Source organism: Paenibacillus sp. FSL R7-0313, assembly GCF_037969885.1.
Taxonomy (GTDB): Bacteria; Bacillota; Bacilli; order Paenibacillales; family Paenibacillaceae; genus Paenibacillus.
Map to the genome: position 1 here is coordinate 5,541,540 of NZ_CP150219.1, position 14,305 is coordinate 5,555,844.

At 36.5% G+C, this 14,305-nt stretch carries 18 protein-coding genes; 1 reads left to right on the plus strand and 17 read right to left on the minus strand.

The features are described 5' to 3' along the window. Positions 1-294: 294 nt before the first annotated feature. The 3 genes from NSQ38_RS23960 to NSQ38_RS23970 all read right to left on the minus strand — a co-directional run bounded on the left by NSQ38_RS23960 (position 295) and on the right by NSQ38_RS23970 (position 1,420). Entirely contained in the window at positions 295-507 is a 213-nt protein-coding gene (locus NSQ38_RS23960) for a helix-turn-helix transcriptional regulator (RefSeq protein WP_017689032.1), read from the minus strand. Positions 508-610: 103 nt separating this feature from the next. After that, the gene (locus NSQ38_RS23965) at positions 611-1,012 is read right to left on the minus strand and encodes a GNAT family N-acetyltransferase (protein WP_076330751.1); all 402 of its coding nucleotides are present in this window, start codon (positions 1,010-1,012) and stop codon (positions 611-613) included. A 186-nt stretch (positions 1,013-1,198) separates the two neighbouring features. Next, on the minus strand, positions 1,199-1,420 hold the full coding sequence (locus NSQ38_RS23970) for a helix-turn-helix transcriptional regulator (RefSeq protein WP_179086413.1): 222 nt from the start codon (positions 1,418-1,420) through the stop codon (positions 1,199-1,201). 25 nt (positions 1,421-1,445) lie between these two features. Here NSQ38_RS23970 and NSQ38_RS23975 point away from each other — a divergent pair, with 25 nt between their 5' ends. Then, entirely contained in the window at positions 1,446-1,661 is a 216-nt protein-coding gene (locus tag NSQ38_RS23975; RefSeq protein ID WP_339784436.1) for a hypothetical protein, read from the plus strand. 239 nt (positions 1,662-1,900) lie between these two features. Here NSQ38_RS23975 and NSQ38_RS23980 read toward each other — a convergent pair whose 3' ends face one another. From NSQ38_RS23980 to NSQ38_RS24045, 14 genes are all read right to left on the minus strand, one after another. Beyond that, positions 1,901-2,554: a lysozyme inhibitor LprI family protein gene (locus NSQ38_RS23980; RefSeq protein WP_339784438.1), complete on the minus strand. Its 654-nt coding sequence runs from the start codon at positions 2,552-2,554 to the stop codon at positions 1,901-1,903. A gap of 207 nt (positions 2,555-2,761) precedes the next feature. After that, entirely contained in the window at positions 2,762-3,562 is an 801-nt protein-coding gene (locus NSQ38_RS23985) for an inositol monophosphatase (RefSeq protein WP_339784440.1), read from the minus strand. A 155-nt stretch (positions 3,563-3,717) separates the two neighbouring features. Continuing rightward, a complete protein-coding gene (locus NSQ38_RS23990; RefSeq protein ID WP_339784442.1) occupies positions 3,718-4,350 on the minus strand; it encodes a hypothetical protein in 633 nt (210 codons plus the stop codon). A gap of 184 nt (positions 4,351-4,534) precedes the next feature. Further along, positions 4,535-4,993, minus strand: coding sequence for a VOC family protein (locus NSQ38_RS23995; protein ID WP_339784444.1), 459 nt, complete (start codon positions 4,991-4,993; stop codon positions 4,535-4,537). A gap of 117 nt (positions 4,994-5,110) precedes the next feature. Further along, positions 5,111-5,881, minus strand: a complete 771-nt coding sequence (locus tag NSQ38_RS24000; protein WP_339784446.1) for a nucleotidyltransferase domain-containing protein — start codon at positions 5,879-5,881, stop codon at positions 5,111-5,113. A gap of 198 nt (positions 5,882-6,079) precedes the next feature. After that, positions 6,080-6,916 carry a Cof-type HAD-IIB family hydrolase gene (locus tag NSQ38_RS24005; RefSeq protein ID WP_339784449.1) on the minus strand — a complete coding sequence of 279 codons (837 nt, stop codon included), beginning with the start codon at positions 6,914-6,916 and terminating at the stop codon, positions 6,080-6,082. A gap of 179 nt (positions 6,917-7,095) precedes the next feature. After that, positions 7,096-7,722 carry a Type 1 glutamine amidotransferase-like domain-containing protein gene (locus NSQ38_RS24010; protein ID WP_339784451.1) on the minus strand — a complete coding sequence of 209 codons (627 nt, stop codon included), beginning with the start codon at positions 7,720-7,722 and terminating at the stop codon, positions 7,096-7,098. Between the two features lie 273 nt (positions 7,723-7,995). Further along, a complete protein-coding gene (locus NSQ38_RS24015) occupies positions 7,996-8,472 on the minus strand; it encodes a GNAT family N-acetyltransferase (protein WP_339784453.1) in 477 nt (158 codons plus the stop codon). A 203-nt stretch (positions 8,473-8,675) separates the two neighbouring features. Then, entirely contained in the window at positions 8,676-9,314 is a 639-nt protein-coding gene (locus NSQ38_RS24020; protein ID WP_339784455.1) for a hypothetical protein, read from the minus strand. A 254-nt stretch (positions 9,315-9,568) separates the two neighbouring features. Then, the gene (locus tag NSQ38_RS24025; RefSeq protein WP_339784457.1) at positions 9,569-10,213 is read right to left on the minus strand and encodes an HAD hydrolase-like protein; all 645 of its coding nucleotides are present in this window, start codon (positions 10,211-10,213) and stop codon (positions 9,569-9,571) included. Positions 10,214-10,450: 237 nt separating this feature from the next. Beyond that, positions 10,451-11,170: a ferritin-like domain-containing protein gene (locus NSQ38_RS24030; protein WP_339784459.1), complete on the minus strand. Its 720-nt coding sequence runs from the start codon at positions 11,168-11,170 to the stop codon at positions 10,451-10,453. Between the two features lie 377 nt (positions 11,171-11,547). Beyond that, a complete protein-coding gene (locus tag NSQ38_RS24035; protein WP_339784460.1) occupies positions 11,548-12,015 on the minus strand; it encodes a M23 family metallopeptidase in 468 nt (155 codons plus the stop codon). A 688-nt stretch (positions 12,016-12,703) separates the two neighbouring features. Continuing rightward, positions 12,704-13,165, minus strand: a complete 462-nt coding sequence (locus tag NSQ38_RS24040; RefSeq protein WP_339784461.1) for a toll/interleukin-1 receptor domain-containing protein — start codon at positions 13,163-13,165, stop codon at positions 12,704-12,706. Positions 13,166-13,732: 567 nt separating this feature from the next. After that, positions 13,733-14,173: a hypothetical protein gene (locus tag NSQ38_RS24045; RefSeq protein ID WP_339784463.1), complete on the minus strand. Its 441-nt coding sequence runs from the start codon at positions 14,171-14,173 to the stop codon at positions 13,733-13,735. Positions 14,174-14,305: the final 132 nt, after the last annotated feature.

The following is a 14,305-nucleotide window of genomic DNA, read 5'->3' on the forward strand; positions in this document are numbered from 1 at the left end:
TAATCACCACTCGAAACCAACATTCGGGTTATCTCTTGGAAAACATCTAAGATTGATTCTAAATCTAGCTAAAGTTTGTCTTCAAACCACTGTTATTCCTCCCTGCTTTTAACATTAGCGATAATCTCACAAAACGTTCCCGTACTCACGACGTTCATTTTTAAATATGTAATCTGGAGCGCTTCCATAAAATACATTTCCAGCAGACTACGGCTCCGTTAGGAGCCACAGCATAAATATAATGTTATACGGCGGAATCGTTTCTCTGATTTGACTAACATATTATTTATTTCTTCAACTGAGTTTCGAATCTGCTATATGCTCCAATAGATCTCCAGGCTGGCATCCCAATGCCGTACATAATTTATCGATTACTTCTAACGATACATACTCATTCGTATTAAGTTTTGCCATCGTTGCCGATGAAATCCCCGTCATTTTCAATAAATCCTGCTTCTTAATCTCCCTGTCAATCAATAATTTTTGAAATGGTTTATAACTTATCATCTGGTATCCCTTCATATCCGAATTGAAGTTTTATATAGCGACCTTCTTAAAAACAACTCCATCTATAATCAATTCTCATTTGATCGGAATCTTTACTTCAATGCTATACCATATCTGAAATAAACATGGCTTTTGTGCCTTCTTCTGGCTTAAATCCAAATAATCCATAGAATTTTTCTGCACTATCGTAGGATATAAGCACTTTTGTTTTGATATTAGAATATCGACTAAGCATTTGTTCCATCATTCTCTTTCCAATTCCTAATGATTGATATTCTTTGTGTACTAACATGTAATGAAAATATACTGTCATCACGCCGTCAGACAATGCATTTATTAAGCCAACTAATTTGGTATCATCCCATGCAGTAATAACCGTATGCGAGTTGTTTATTGCTTGTCTAAGATCTTCTGGGAAATCTCCTGATTTCCAGTCCACCGAATGAAACAGTTCTTGAATTGCCTGTGTATCAATGTCTTTTATTTCTTTGAACATGATTGTCATAATATTGCTCCTATGCTTGTTGTTTTGATTGAGAGTATTGGATAATGTTTCTGTAATCACGAACCCCAAAGGGGTGTGTCCGCTGAAAATCTTCTCGAAATCCATCCGCAGCCCCAGGCTCCGAAGGAGCAATGCTTGAATATTATGTTATAGGACTGAATCGCTTCTCGAATTGACCTTCATTATTTATTTTTCTCCTGGTACGTATTCAATTAAATCAGATAATTTACAATTAAATGTATCGCATAGCTTGAATAAGGTTTCCAGCTTTGTTGTTTCTATATTTGTTTCCCTATAGAGCTTATTGATCGAATTCCGGCTTAAGCCCGATTTTGCCATCAATTCTGTTATATCATCTATTCGATGTTCTGCCATGAGTTCTCGTATATTACACTTGATTATGTTCATCTTTTCCCCTCCGTAATTCTATCTTATGGAGTGTCATAGGGAGCCCACTCAGCTTTCTGCGGAGACAGATCAATACTTTAAAACACTTCGTGATGCTTTGCCCGATCAACTTCAACATACAGTTTTTCTTTACGAAGACGCACAAATCTCACTCCAATCCATCCTAGAAAGAAGTATCTACATACAAGGTTTCAAAGATGCCCTACAACTATTTAGTGAATTGCAGAATTCTAGTATTTAGAGGGTTATATGACCCTCTTTTTCTATTGTTTTTGATTCTGTCGTATAACGTCCTGCACGTTCACGAAAATACCCAGCCTTAGATAGCTCTTATCTTAGGCTGAGTCGTGTTTTCTGAGAGTTCTTCCATGATTATACATCTTACAACCAAAGGGTGGTATCCCTACAGCTTGAATACATTGTTATGTGCCGTTACTGCTTCGATGCATCACCTAAAAACCTTTGATCCAGATTCCAACTCTATTTTTTACTTTGGTATAAAAACTCAACTTCACCATCTAGCAAATATCGATATTCAAATAATTGCATTGTTCTTTCCCTAATTCTCTCCCGTATAACCGTGCCTAGGCTTACCGAACCTTTTGATCCAAGGTAACCATTATTAATAAATGCCTTCTCTACAAATTTTGTTTCCTTTAAGTGATACTGTAACCACTCTTTCTGCGATTCGATTAGTGCTTCTCTTGGTTCTCTATCCAACTTAGAACGAAGCTTTTTATATATTTGATTCAACTCTTTATCCCAAATCTCTGTATATTTGCTTTCCAACGCCCCCCATCCCATTGTTGTAATAATCTCTTTTGAATTTTGAGCCTCATTAAATTCCACTTCATAATCATGATCTATAGGATTTCGAAGCATTTCATCATAAAATTCTCCTTTCAATTCATAGTTCCCAATGCTCATGGATAACACTTCATTGTTAGAAGCATCTGATCGACCTTCAGTTATTTCTTTCGGTTCTGTTCCATTACCTGTACTCACTTCATCAGGAGGCAGTTCAGAATTCATTTTTGATTTAGTTTCGCTGTTCAAGGTAGTCGATTGACTACTATTTTGGCAAGATGAAAACACTATTGTAATAAAAACTAATAAGAGTATCTGACCTTTCATAAATTATCTCCTTTAATGGCGCATAACGTTACTGTATCCACGACCCTCCCACCAACTTAAGCGACCAATTGGAGCGGCCGCGATGCGGTTAGTCGTACGGATGTGTCCGCTGAATTCTCTTCCCTGCCGATCGCTTCTCGTGGACAGAGGAGCTGTCAAGCTCCGGAGCGTGGATATAATGTTAGATGATGTCAGTTGCTTTTAGCGTTAACTCAATCCTTCTCTTACAATTTGCAATAATTCTTCTTTGTGGTCTGGGTGACATGCAATTAAATAAGGTTCTTCTTTCATTCCATTAAACTTATTTCCATCAAAATCTATAACAAGTCCCCCTGCTTCCTTAACCATTAAAATACCTGAATACAAGTCATCACCTTCAGAATTGTACAGAACAATTCCATCAATATCTCCTTTGGCCAACATACACCATTGAAGCGTTGGAGCCCATAATCTTAACATTCGTTTAAATTTAATATCAATGTATTGTCTTAGTTTTACTGCTTGTGGGTCGTTTTGTACTCTGTGACCTTGAATCCAAGCTATATTTCCTTTGAAAATATTCGGGTTACTCTTCATTTGTATTTGTCGATTATTGCAGCTTGTCCCTTCACCAATAACAGATACAAATAAACGTTCTGTTAGAGGTTCATAGACCACTCCAAGCACAGGCTCTCTTTTGTACATTAAGGTAATTGATATCGCAAAAACAGGTAAACCAATCGCAAAATTATTAGTTCCATCTAAAGGATCAATTAACCATAACCAATCGTGCTTAGTTCCGATAAGCCCTGCCTCTTCACTGTGTATCTGATGACTTGGAAATACGTCTTGTATTTGTTTGATAATGATTTCTTCACAGATATGATCTACTTCAGTAACCACATCCCCAAATTCATCTTTAGATCTCAGTTCAACAAAGTTATCAAACTTCTCTTTAGAGATTAGACCTGCTTCGCGAATAATTCTTATTGCTATCTCTTTTGCGGTTTGAACAATCTTACGATCCATTACGCACCTCATATTGATTTTGATTTTAACTGATTTCATCTAACATTTTGTGTTCACGACGACCGGCGAATGCTGATACGTCTGGCTAAATACATTCTTCTGCTTATAGCTTCTATCCGACCAAGGAGCACTAGCGAAGATGCTTGAACATCTGGTTAGGCGATATCGTTGCCCTCCATGATTACCCTTACATACTCATCCCAATCCTTACCGTCTGTATTGATTTCTAGTGTTGGCACTCTTGAGATTTGAGCTTGATGTCTTAATACATTTTGGATTTTTAATAATTCACATACCGACGATCTTACATCTTCTTCTGTTTTATAGATCCATTCTTCGGGTTGTCTACTTTTAATTCTTTCTTCTACAACTTCGGGCGAGATTGTAAGCAAAATACACTTGGCATTTAAAGACTCAAGCTGTTCTTCTATTTTATTTATCTCTTCCAAATCCGGATCTACAAATGCAGCTCTATGATTTAAGTGAAACCTCTCCAGAACATAAAATAGTCCCCTAGATCCTCTAGATGCAGGACCAAGTTGAATTGCCCATTCGTTAAGTTTCTTTAGCATGTCAACCCGCTCTTTAAGTAACTCAATGTGTTCTTCTCGCGTTAGACTCACATATTCTCCATGTTTATTATTCAAAATTTGAGTATAATGTTCTCCAAGGATAACTACGCTCCGTTCTGAGGATTCTTCTTGTGATTGATAACGTTTAATTGCTTTTAATACTGAAGTCTTCCCGGCATTTGAGTATCCTTCAAGAATTATTCCTCTAATATGCATTTAAATCTCCTTCCACTAGCAATTATTTCGCCTAACGTTTCTGTATTCATACGTTCAACGTAGTTTAATATTTTTATGAAGCGCTTTCATTCGGTAGACCAAGGCTCCGAAGGAGCCGCAGCCTGAATATTATGTTATCTGATGCTGATACTTCTTTTAAATCCCCAAATACATTCTTTAGTTTTTATCTCTTCAAAAGGTCTTCCCATTCTTCGATTGATAATTTATTGGAAATATTCTTTAAGTTCTCAGGGACACTTACAAAACACATTAACTCTAAACTATTTCCATCTGGATCATTGAAGTAGACTGAAGCATTTCCCTGATTAGGCCTTACAAATGGGTTTATTGAATCTCTTTTTCCAAATGGGACAGGCTCTATTTCAATAGTTTGAAGCCATTTCACACTGTCTTTAAGATCTTCATAACTCACTCGAAATGCTATATGCCTTAATGATGGATGATAAGAAGTGAGATACTCTGCACCTTGCCATAGACCGACCCAACTCTTTTCTTTTTCAATCCAGAAGAAAGCTGTATCTTCATCTCTCCAGGCCAGCTCTAATCCTAATTTAGAATAAAATTCGATTGATTGATGTAAGTTACTCACTGGTAAATGTGCTTCATACAACCCAAGTATCATGCTTTTCTCCTTTCGAACTTGCCAGTTTCAGACTTTCTGTATTGAGGACGTCCAATAGCCTTAGGGGCTGGATGTGTTCTCTCGCTTCTCAGAGTGACTACGAGCGTAAATATGTTGTTAGCCAAATGAATTTCTGGAAGCAGCCATTGTATTTAGAGCGTTCTCAAAATAGCGATACACTTCATCTGCAATTCTCAAAAACTCTTCAACAAGTACATTGCTGCAATCCAAGTAACAAGCATATAGATACTCAACTAAAGCGGCGTTAATCTCACAATAGTTTAATATGGCATTCTTCATCTTAATGATTTCATCTTCCCATACCCCTGTATCTTCTAAAACCAAAGAGTATAATGCACGAATTAATCTCTTAGAGTAACCTTTAATATATCTAGTTTTCATTGAGTGATCACTAACATTAGAAAGTGATCGATGTACACGATCTACTTCCTCCTTGGTATCTGTATTTAAGTCTAAAATGAATTCTGGAGAAATTATGATCGGGGGTACTTTTTCACCAATGTCCTCCCCATGTATGCACACACAAATGATCTTAACCCAAAAACCCCAATCGTTCGGTCTACTTAATACATCATCAATCGAGCAAATGATCGTATCCATCTTAGTGACGAATGAATATTCTTCCAAAAGCCTGTCTTTAATCATTGACAATCTTTCGTAATCAATATCTTCGGGATTTGCACATACAATAGTAAAGTCTGCATCTGACTTAAAAGGTTGAGCCGTTCCTTTGGGAATCGAGCCACACATATAAATGCTATGAATCTTATCTTTGAATTCGTTAAGAATATGATCCACATACTTATCAACCAAATCCTTATATTCACTTTGTATTGTAATTCTATTTATAACTTTTTCTAATATCATATAGACTCCTCCTAAAATAAGAACTTCTTTCGGCTAACGTTTTTGTATTCCTGACGTTCAAGCAGCTTAACGTAGGGAACGGGTCAATAGACTTAACTGATTGAATGTGTCGCCTTAATCAAACTTCTCAGATATCCCTCTTGGGGACCGAGGATTAAGTGCGACGATCTATGAATGCACTGTTAAAGTAACCTTGAGTTACCCACAAAATCTTTCTAGACTTACAGCAACACCGTTTTCATCATTATTAACGGTTATTTCATCAGCGATTTCTTTCAATTCCCTAATCGCATTTCCCATAGCAATAGAATATCCCGCCATCTTAAAGAGGCCTACATCATTATGATCGTCACCAAACACAATGACGGAATCCAATTCTACATTATATAATTCACAGAGTTTAGTAATTGCCATTTCCTTAGATGCCAGAAGAGGCATGATTTGTACTAGTTTATTATTATCCGTAATTAGTATATTCACTCTACCCTGGAATTTTTCAATCAATCCAGAACTGTGATTATTGCCAGAAAGGAGTATCTTCGTAGCATCATATTGCTTTAATTCTTTTAAAGGTTTTACTACGGGATTTGATTGTGTGTTCATTGATCTAATATAATCTAGCTCTCTTAAACTAAACCACTCATCCTTCACTTCCATAGTCAGCTCAATTTGAGGGTCATACTTCAAACAGTAATCAAGAATTTCTGTAGTTACATTAGCAGGGATCGATTCATTAATTTCTATCTTTGTTTCCTTACATATCACTTGAGCTCCGTTATAATATACAAAAGCCCCGATATCTACTAATCCTTGTGGAAGCAACCAATTAACCGCCCTCGGCGGTCGAGCTGTTGCAAATATTATTCTCATTCCTCTCTGATAACAAGATAAGACCGCATCTACGTTTCTCTTAGATACTTCTTTTTTTGAATTTAATAATGTTCCGTCCAAGTCAAGAACTACAGTTGAATACTTCAATGAATCAACTCCCAATATAAACTTCTTCGTTATTTTATCTACCGTTGTTGTATTCACGAACCCGAGAGACTTAATGGAGCGACTGGGTCGAAGACTTAGCCTCACAGGAATTGTCTACTGGATACTACTTCCTCGAAACCCCACTGACAGACCAAGGGGCTGAGCCCAGCAGCTTGAATAAAGTGTTAGTAAATTTCAGGAGCTTTTCCGAGCAACTTTCAATAAATTCACGACTTTCAATGTGCTTGGTTTATTAAGATTGAGATATATTCTTCATCTTTAAGCCTTGTCACCTTACAGTTCTCATTGGATTCAAATTCTACTATTCTCTCTTCAATTGTTTTATTAGTACGATCTTTAAATATGTCCTCTCGATCACAGTGAGGAAAAATAAGCTTGTCGGTTACACCTAATGCCTTTAAATCCGTTAAATTTATTGTGTTCATCTGCGGAGTAAAGAAATCGACAATGTTAATATTCGGCCCCAGTAATAACGTTCCTGCACTTACTCCAACTATAATTACATTCTGTGCGGCCAGTGTTCTGATAATTTCATCAGCACCACTTTTCTTAGCGCAATACAATAGTGTAAATGGATTTCCACCATTAATATATATAATATCTCTATGTAAGAGAATTTGCGGGTCATCAAATTCTATATCTACAAAATTGATATGCTGAAATCCCATATCCTTAAACTCTTGCATTGCTCTTTGTGCATATCTATTAGTTTCTTTTCTAGGGGATGCTGTTGTAATAATTGAGACTTTTAATTGAGAAATATCTCCATCAATAAATTCCAAAAATTGATTTTTAATATCTTCAGTATAAAAACCACAAGAGGTTAGTAACAAGCTACTCATTGAAATCCCCGTCCTTTAATAATAGTATATCTAATCTTTATAATTTAATTAAGCATTCCCCTGATTTCCTATAACGTTCTTGTATTCACGAACACTCACTGACTTAAAGCGCGACAGCGCGGGTCCGACGGACTTAGTCAGTGCAGGATTGTCGCCTGACCCATCTCCCTCGGTATCCCTCCCAGCGACCGAGGGCGAATACCAGATGCGTTAATATGTTGTTAGATGATTCATCTTACTTCTTCGAATTACTACATAGAAATCCTGCTTGCTTTATAAGATCAGTTTTGCCAAAATATCGCCTTCTTCATCTAACTCCCCTGTTTCTACAAAACCAAGAGAAGAATAAAGTTTCCTTGCTACCTTATTCTCGGGCGAATAAAGAATCACGACTTCCGAGGCCTTTCCATGCGGCAAAGTTCGAAGTAACTCAATTGACTTTTCTATTGCTTTTCTGCCATATCCTTTGCTCTGATATCGTTTATCTATCATAAATCTATATGTGTCATAATAATTTTCAGAATCTTCACTCTCAGAAATGACATATGACATTGCGATAAATCCAACCATCTTATCATTACAATAAATCGCATATGGCATTGGAATAAAGCTGCTTTTATTTGTTATAACAACATACAATTCCGCAAGAGTATATATAATAGATGCTACAAATCTGCCTTGATCTTCCTCAACTCTTAAGTCCAGACATTCTGAAAAATTATCAAATGTTATTTTCCTAAGTTCTATCATTTATGTTTCCCCCTTAAAAATGAAATGCACTCAAAAGTATTTTTAGTCTTTATTGATTTCGGGGATTTCATCTAACGTTCCCGTATTCATGAACCCCTAAAGGGTTGTCTGTTGAAATCCCTCTTTGAGATCCTTCCCGCAGACCAAGGCTCCAAAGGAGCCGCAGCGTGAATATTATGTTATAGGATGTTGCTTGTTCTTATTTACTCTCTTTTATTATCATTGATACGTTCTTCTAATTGCCTCATTTCAAAAAATCCATTTAACTCAACTTCTCTTGATACAACAGTCATAAATTCTTTCCATTGTGGTATTTGAGCATCATTGTATTCAATGACTATTACGCCACTTTCTTGAACCCATAGTCTTATACTTATATAGAATTTTTTCCCGAAAATATCTTCGTAAGAAATCGTTGTACTGTATGTAATGAAGAAATAATCAGTAGGATCTTTCCTCGCAATTCTAATTACAAATGGTACATGTTCACCCTCAGGTATACTAATTGAATTGTTCCCCACTCTAAATTCAATAGGTTCTTCTTCTTCACTTCTAAAGTTAAGCACGTTTACATTTTTCGCAACTCCTTTTCCTGCATTCTTTATTCCAAAATGAACTAAAGCGGTTGTTCCTACATCATCAGTCAGTGGATATTCGTAATTTCCAGCAAACAAATTATCATCATTAAAAAATTGATTAACTCTACCTGGCATCAACAAAGGTCTAATTGAGGTTTTTCGGGAAGAGATGTTTTCTCTGAAAATATAAATTGTAATTATAAAAGTTAATACAATCGCAATATTTGCAGATACCTGAATTATATCCATTAGTAATTTAGACATATATCCTCCTTTTGTATTTTCGGGTTTTGCAATTTCCTATAACTTTCCCGTATTCACGACATCGAAAGGCTAAAGGCAGCGAAGCTGCCGGGTCAACGAAATTAGCCTCGCAGGTGCTTCGCCTGATCACGCTTCTCTGCCGTTCTCTTCTGGCGAACCAAGGCTCCGTAAGGCGCCGCTACTTGAATATGATGTTATAAGATGTCAGCGTCTTCTTCCATAACACTTACACAAATATTCCACTTCCCATGATGTTAAATATATTTTTTCAATTCAAGTAAATCATCAATAATATAATCCGCTTGTTTAAGCTCCCATTCTTGGGCAAAGTCAAATCGACAACCAAAAGCCTTCAATTCATTGTTTTTTGCTGCATTGATATCAGAGATCCTGTCGCCAACTACAGCAGCATTGTTGATGTGATATTTCATAAGGATATATCTAACTAATTCATCTTTATTCTGAGTCTCTATTTGTTGGATGCTAAAGGTTTCTGTCACCCAATTATTTAACTTGTAACAGTTAACGATAGCATTGAGGTATTCGATTAGTCCATTACTTGCAATAAAAATTAAGCAACCTTCCTGTTTTAAAAAATCAAAAACTTCTTTGACATGCGGATAAAGTGCACCGTTGCCATAATTAATATTTGCAATTAACTTCTCCAAGAAGATTTCGTCCACAATTCGTCTGATTTCGTTTGAATGGTTCGGTAGTAACGTTTCCCAAACTACTGGAAGAGGAACTCCCATAATTTCACGATATTTTTGAGTTGGAGTTTCACTCGACCATTCATTACGAGACCTCAAGACAGAAAACGTTTCTTCTAACGATAACTCTAAGATTTTGTTTGTTTGAAATAGTGTACCATCCATATCGAAAATAACCGCTTCCAGCATGATTTCACTCCTATTCAAAAATAAAATAATGAATTGTTATATTGTTTTTACGCTGATTTATAAAGTTCTGTATTCACGACGTCCCACCGAATTAAGGCTCCGTCAAAAGACGGCCGCGATGCGGTTAGTCGGTGCGGATGTGTCAGCCAGATTCCACTTCCCTGCCAATTCCCTCCGGGCTGACCCTGGGAGCGTCAGAACCCATAGCTTGGATATGATGTTATCTGACGTAAACCTCTACTGTGAATTAGCTATAATCTTCTTCGTTAAGTTAAACTCATGACGGCATTCATAGTAATAACTTTTGAGTTTATATCCCCCAGCTTTAAATACAGGTTTATGTTGATACCACACTATAATTAGCGTTCCTTCAAAAAGGATTCTACGAAGGATATAAACTATTCTGTTAAAGAGAACGTTTCTATTCTGAGCAAATTTATGAAGTGTTTCGGATTGAAACTGAACATGTTTCTCCTCATCACTTAAAATCTGATTACATAAATCTATTAATACTTCTGACTTTGTAGATTTTTGCAAAGCTTTATAGTACAACTTAGCAATGATCTCAGCGGTTAATAGAACAATGACTGATTGTTCTAAACTCGCATATCGACGTAATCTTCTAAATACATTGTCCACCCAATGTGTACGAAGGAGTGGGATTCCCTGTACCTTCATAAATCTGCCCAGATCTCTAGCGTGCCTTTGTTCTTCTTTAATGAACTCTATAAGCGCTTCATAGTAATCCTGATCTTGTGTCTGATGTACATATTCTTGTGCACGTTTAATTAGATATTTACCTTCAGAGTTTTCTCCTAATTGAAACTGTTGAATTGACTTAATGATTATTTCTCTTTCATTAGTTGTTAATTTATAGTTGTCATCCCAATGAATATATTTGAGGTTTTGATTATTTCTTCGATAATATTGCACCCATTTCGTGAAAGTGATATTCATTATTGGCTCCTAAAATGTAATATTTTTATGTCAGATAACGTGTTGTGTTCACGAGCCTGAAAGCCTTAAGTGACCAAAGGGAACGGGTCGATAGACGTAGGCTTGCAGGGTTGTCCTTCTGAACCTACCTCCTGGCGTCTCAACTTCTACCAGACCGAGGAGCGGACGCGCCAATACGTGAACATGGTGTTATGCGTTGCTTTCAATTTCTTCGCTCCACTTACAATTATTAATCTTGCATAACCCTTTGATAGCTCTTCACTTTTGTAAAAGATCTATATAGATCTTTTACAAAAGTGAAATCTTTATTAACATAAATATATCCTCTCTCCTAGTTCATTTAGTTGAGTTCCCATTGCCTGTAAGTCAAATCGAATTTATAATGGAGAATCATTGATCCATGCACCTACATGAATATGTGGATGTCTTGAATACCCATTGTTTCCTGCTTTGGCAACTTCTTGACCAGCCGTTATAATGTCACCTTCTTCAACACATATCTCCATTACATGGGCATATGTAACAATAACACCATCTTCTCTTGCAAACTCAATAGAACTTGCTCTTCCCGGTGTGATTTCCCCAGGCTTATTAGTAATCGGATTAATAAATATAGATTTCACCATTCCATCAAATGGGGCCAGCACCTCAGCCTCCCAAGTATACCAATCCGCATTTTTTGTACCATCACCGTCATACATTCGCATCCAACCGTCTTTAAATCGAGCAATCATGCAATCTCTTCCCAATGCGTCACCTATGTACTGATACTGTCCTTCGGGATGTTCAATCGTTAGAAAAATATGATGAAATATAGGGTGTATAGTCACTTCAAAAATATTCAAACTTTTCATCCCCTCTTCATTAATCTATTACCAGATATTGCACCGATTGAGTATTTCGCTTTATATTAACAAGTCCGGAAAGGCTAAATTACCAGAGAAACTATTGGATTCTGCCGTAACGTTTACCTTATTGTAAATAGAAAATACGACTGTGCAGCCATTTGATTGATATTGCTTATTAATTATTGCTCTCTATATTATTACGGATTTAGGAAGTTACGCATAACGTTTCTGTATTCACGAACCCAAAGGGTTGTCTGTTGTAACGCCTCTTCGAAATCCAACCAACAGACCAAGACTCCGCAAGGAGGCGCAGCTTGAATATGTTGTTATCTGAGGTCAAGGCCATCTAAGAATTTTCCTACTAAATACTACTAACGCCTTAACTTTTCACATTAATTCACAATCAGTCAAAAGCAAGAAGTAACTCTCTAAGCCCTCTATTATAATCTTCTCTGAAATCAGCATATTTTTTTGTTTTTAACAATTCAGGTATGTTGCAATCCTCAATTAATATAGGAAGTATTTTAACTTTCCTTTCAGTAATCTCATCCCAATATTTTGTGTACCATTCTTGTTCAACCCATGCAGATTTGATTGAGTTCTTCGAGAGTAAGACAAGGACATAATCACTTACTTGTAGAGCTTGAGAAATACTACCTGGAATTGATTCACCAATTTTTATGTGCTATTCATCTAGCCATGGACTATGTCCTGCTTCAGCTAAGTCCGTTGCTAATAATCTAGCAAGCGGCTTATCCATTGAAGAATGAGAAATAAACACGGTCTTACCACTCTTATTATGTAAGAGTCTCGCATTGAAATATTTATCAGAAAATAAGGTTTCTATATAAATAAATTCCGTCAGTAAGTCTACCTTTATTTTTTCGTGGTTGGCTCTCCTCGTTGAGTAATTTATTTTCATCAATTCATTTTGAATGTCTCCCTGACGTTTATATAAATCTTCTGTATTAATTTCTCTGAGATATGTTATTGGCATCTCGTATTCACTTGAATAAAGAGGATTTCCGAGACTAACAAACCCAATCGTCAAGCCATTTTTATCTAATTCAACATCATCAAAATACCCAATTCGTCCCTTAAATGTGCCTTCTGTTATGAACACAGGACAACCATAATAAAGCTCCATATTGTCGCTCCTTTTTTATTCGCCTTGATTTCAGATAACGTTGCGCATTTCTGACGTCCAAACGGCTTAAGGACCGGAGGTCCGGGTGGCTTTGCCACTTAGCTGGTTGGATGTGTCCGAAATTCCTCTTGAAGACCGAGGAACGTCAGCGACGAAGCAAAAATGCATTGTTATATGCTGCCCCTTTTTCTTCGATTCCACATCCTTATATGTCTTGTGTGTTTTATGTATTTAATATGTCTTTACGTTTTATCTTCTGGTTCTATCTTTTGGTTCTATCAAATCCGTTTCCGCATAGGAAAGATCCCCTCATTTACTCTCGTACGCCTTCAGCAGTATCAACTTTGGTTTGTGTAGTAACTTCATCCAATGAACGCTAGCCTTATAAGAGGCTCGTGTTCCTCGGACCGGAGATTTGCCGATGGCTTCATTCAGATTCCTGCTCACGTTGGACACCCCTGCCTTAAACTATGGCTTACTTCTACCCTCACCATTCGGGACTTAATCCTTGATATAGAATACATGCTGAACGCACAATTAAAATTTAAGAGGATTGTTGTCCTCCCTTTAAGTCGCAATAGACAAATATGTATTAATGACATGCACAATACCAAAAAGTACTGTTGGTATAATAGCCAGATAATTCTGAAGCCAAATCTCAGCTAATATAAAATATACTACCGGGAGAAAGGCCATCCCCAAAAAAATAATCGAGTTTGCGTTGCCTGTAAAATACAATATCCATAGCCCATAATAAAAAATCAACATTATTGCCATACCAATTATATACGGACATCGCATTTCAGATGCTTGTTTTCTTACAACAAATATCAGAAGAAAGAAAAATATCGCCTGACTTCCGTGCTCCAAAACATCTAAAATCAAATGGCTATTTGCATTGTTTCCTGATATATCTGACGCAGGAATTAAAAAATAAAATATATTTGGTATCATTGGCAATAAAAAGATTATCAAACCCTTCCATGAAAAACCAAAATGATAATTCATTTGATCCTCTCTTTCGCATAATAGAAATATTCTTTAGTTTGCACTTTATTATGAATCCGCTTCTCTGGTATTCCTCTTGATGACCAAGGAGCATAACTAACGATGTGGAAATTTATTGTTATATGGTACACC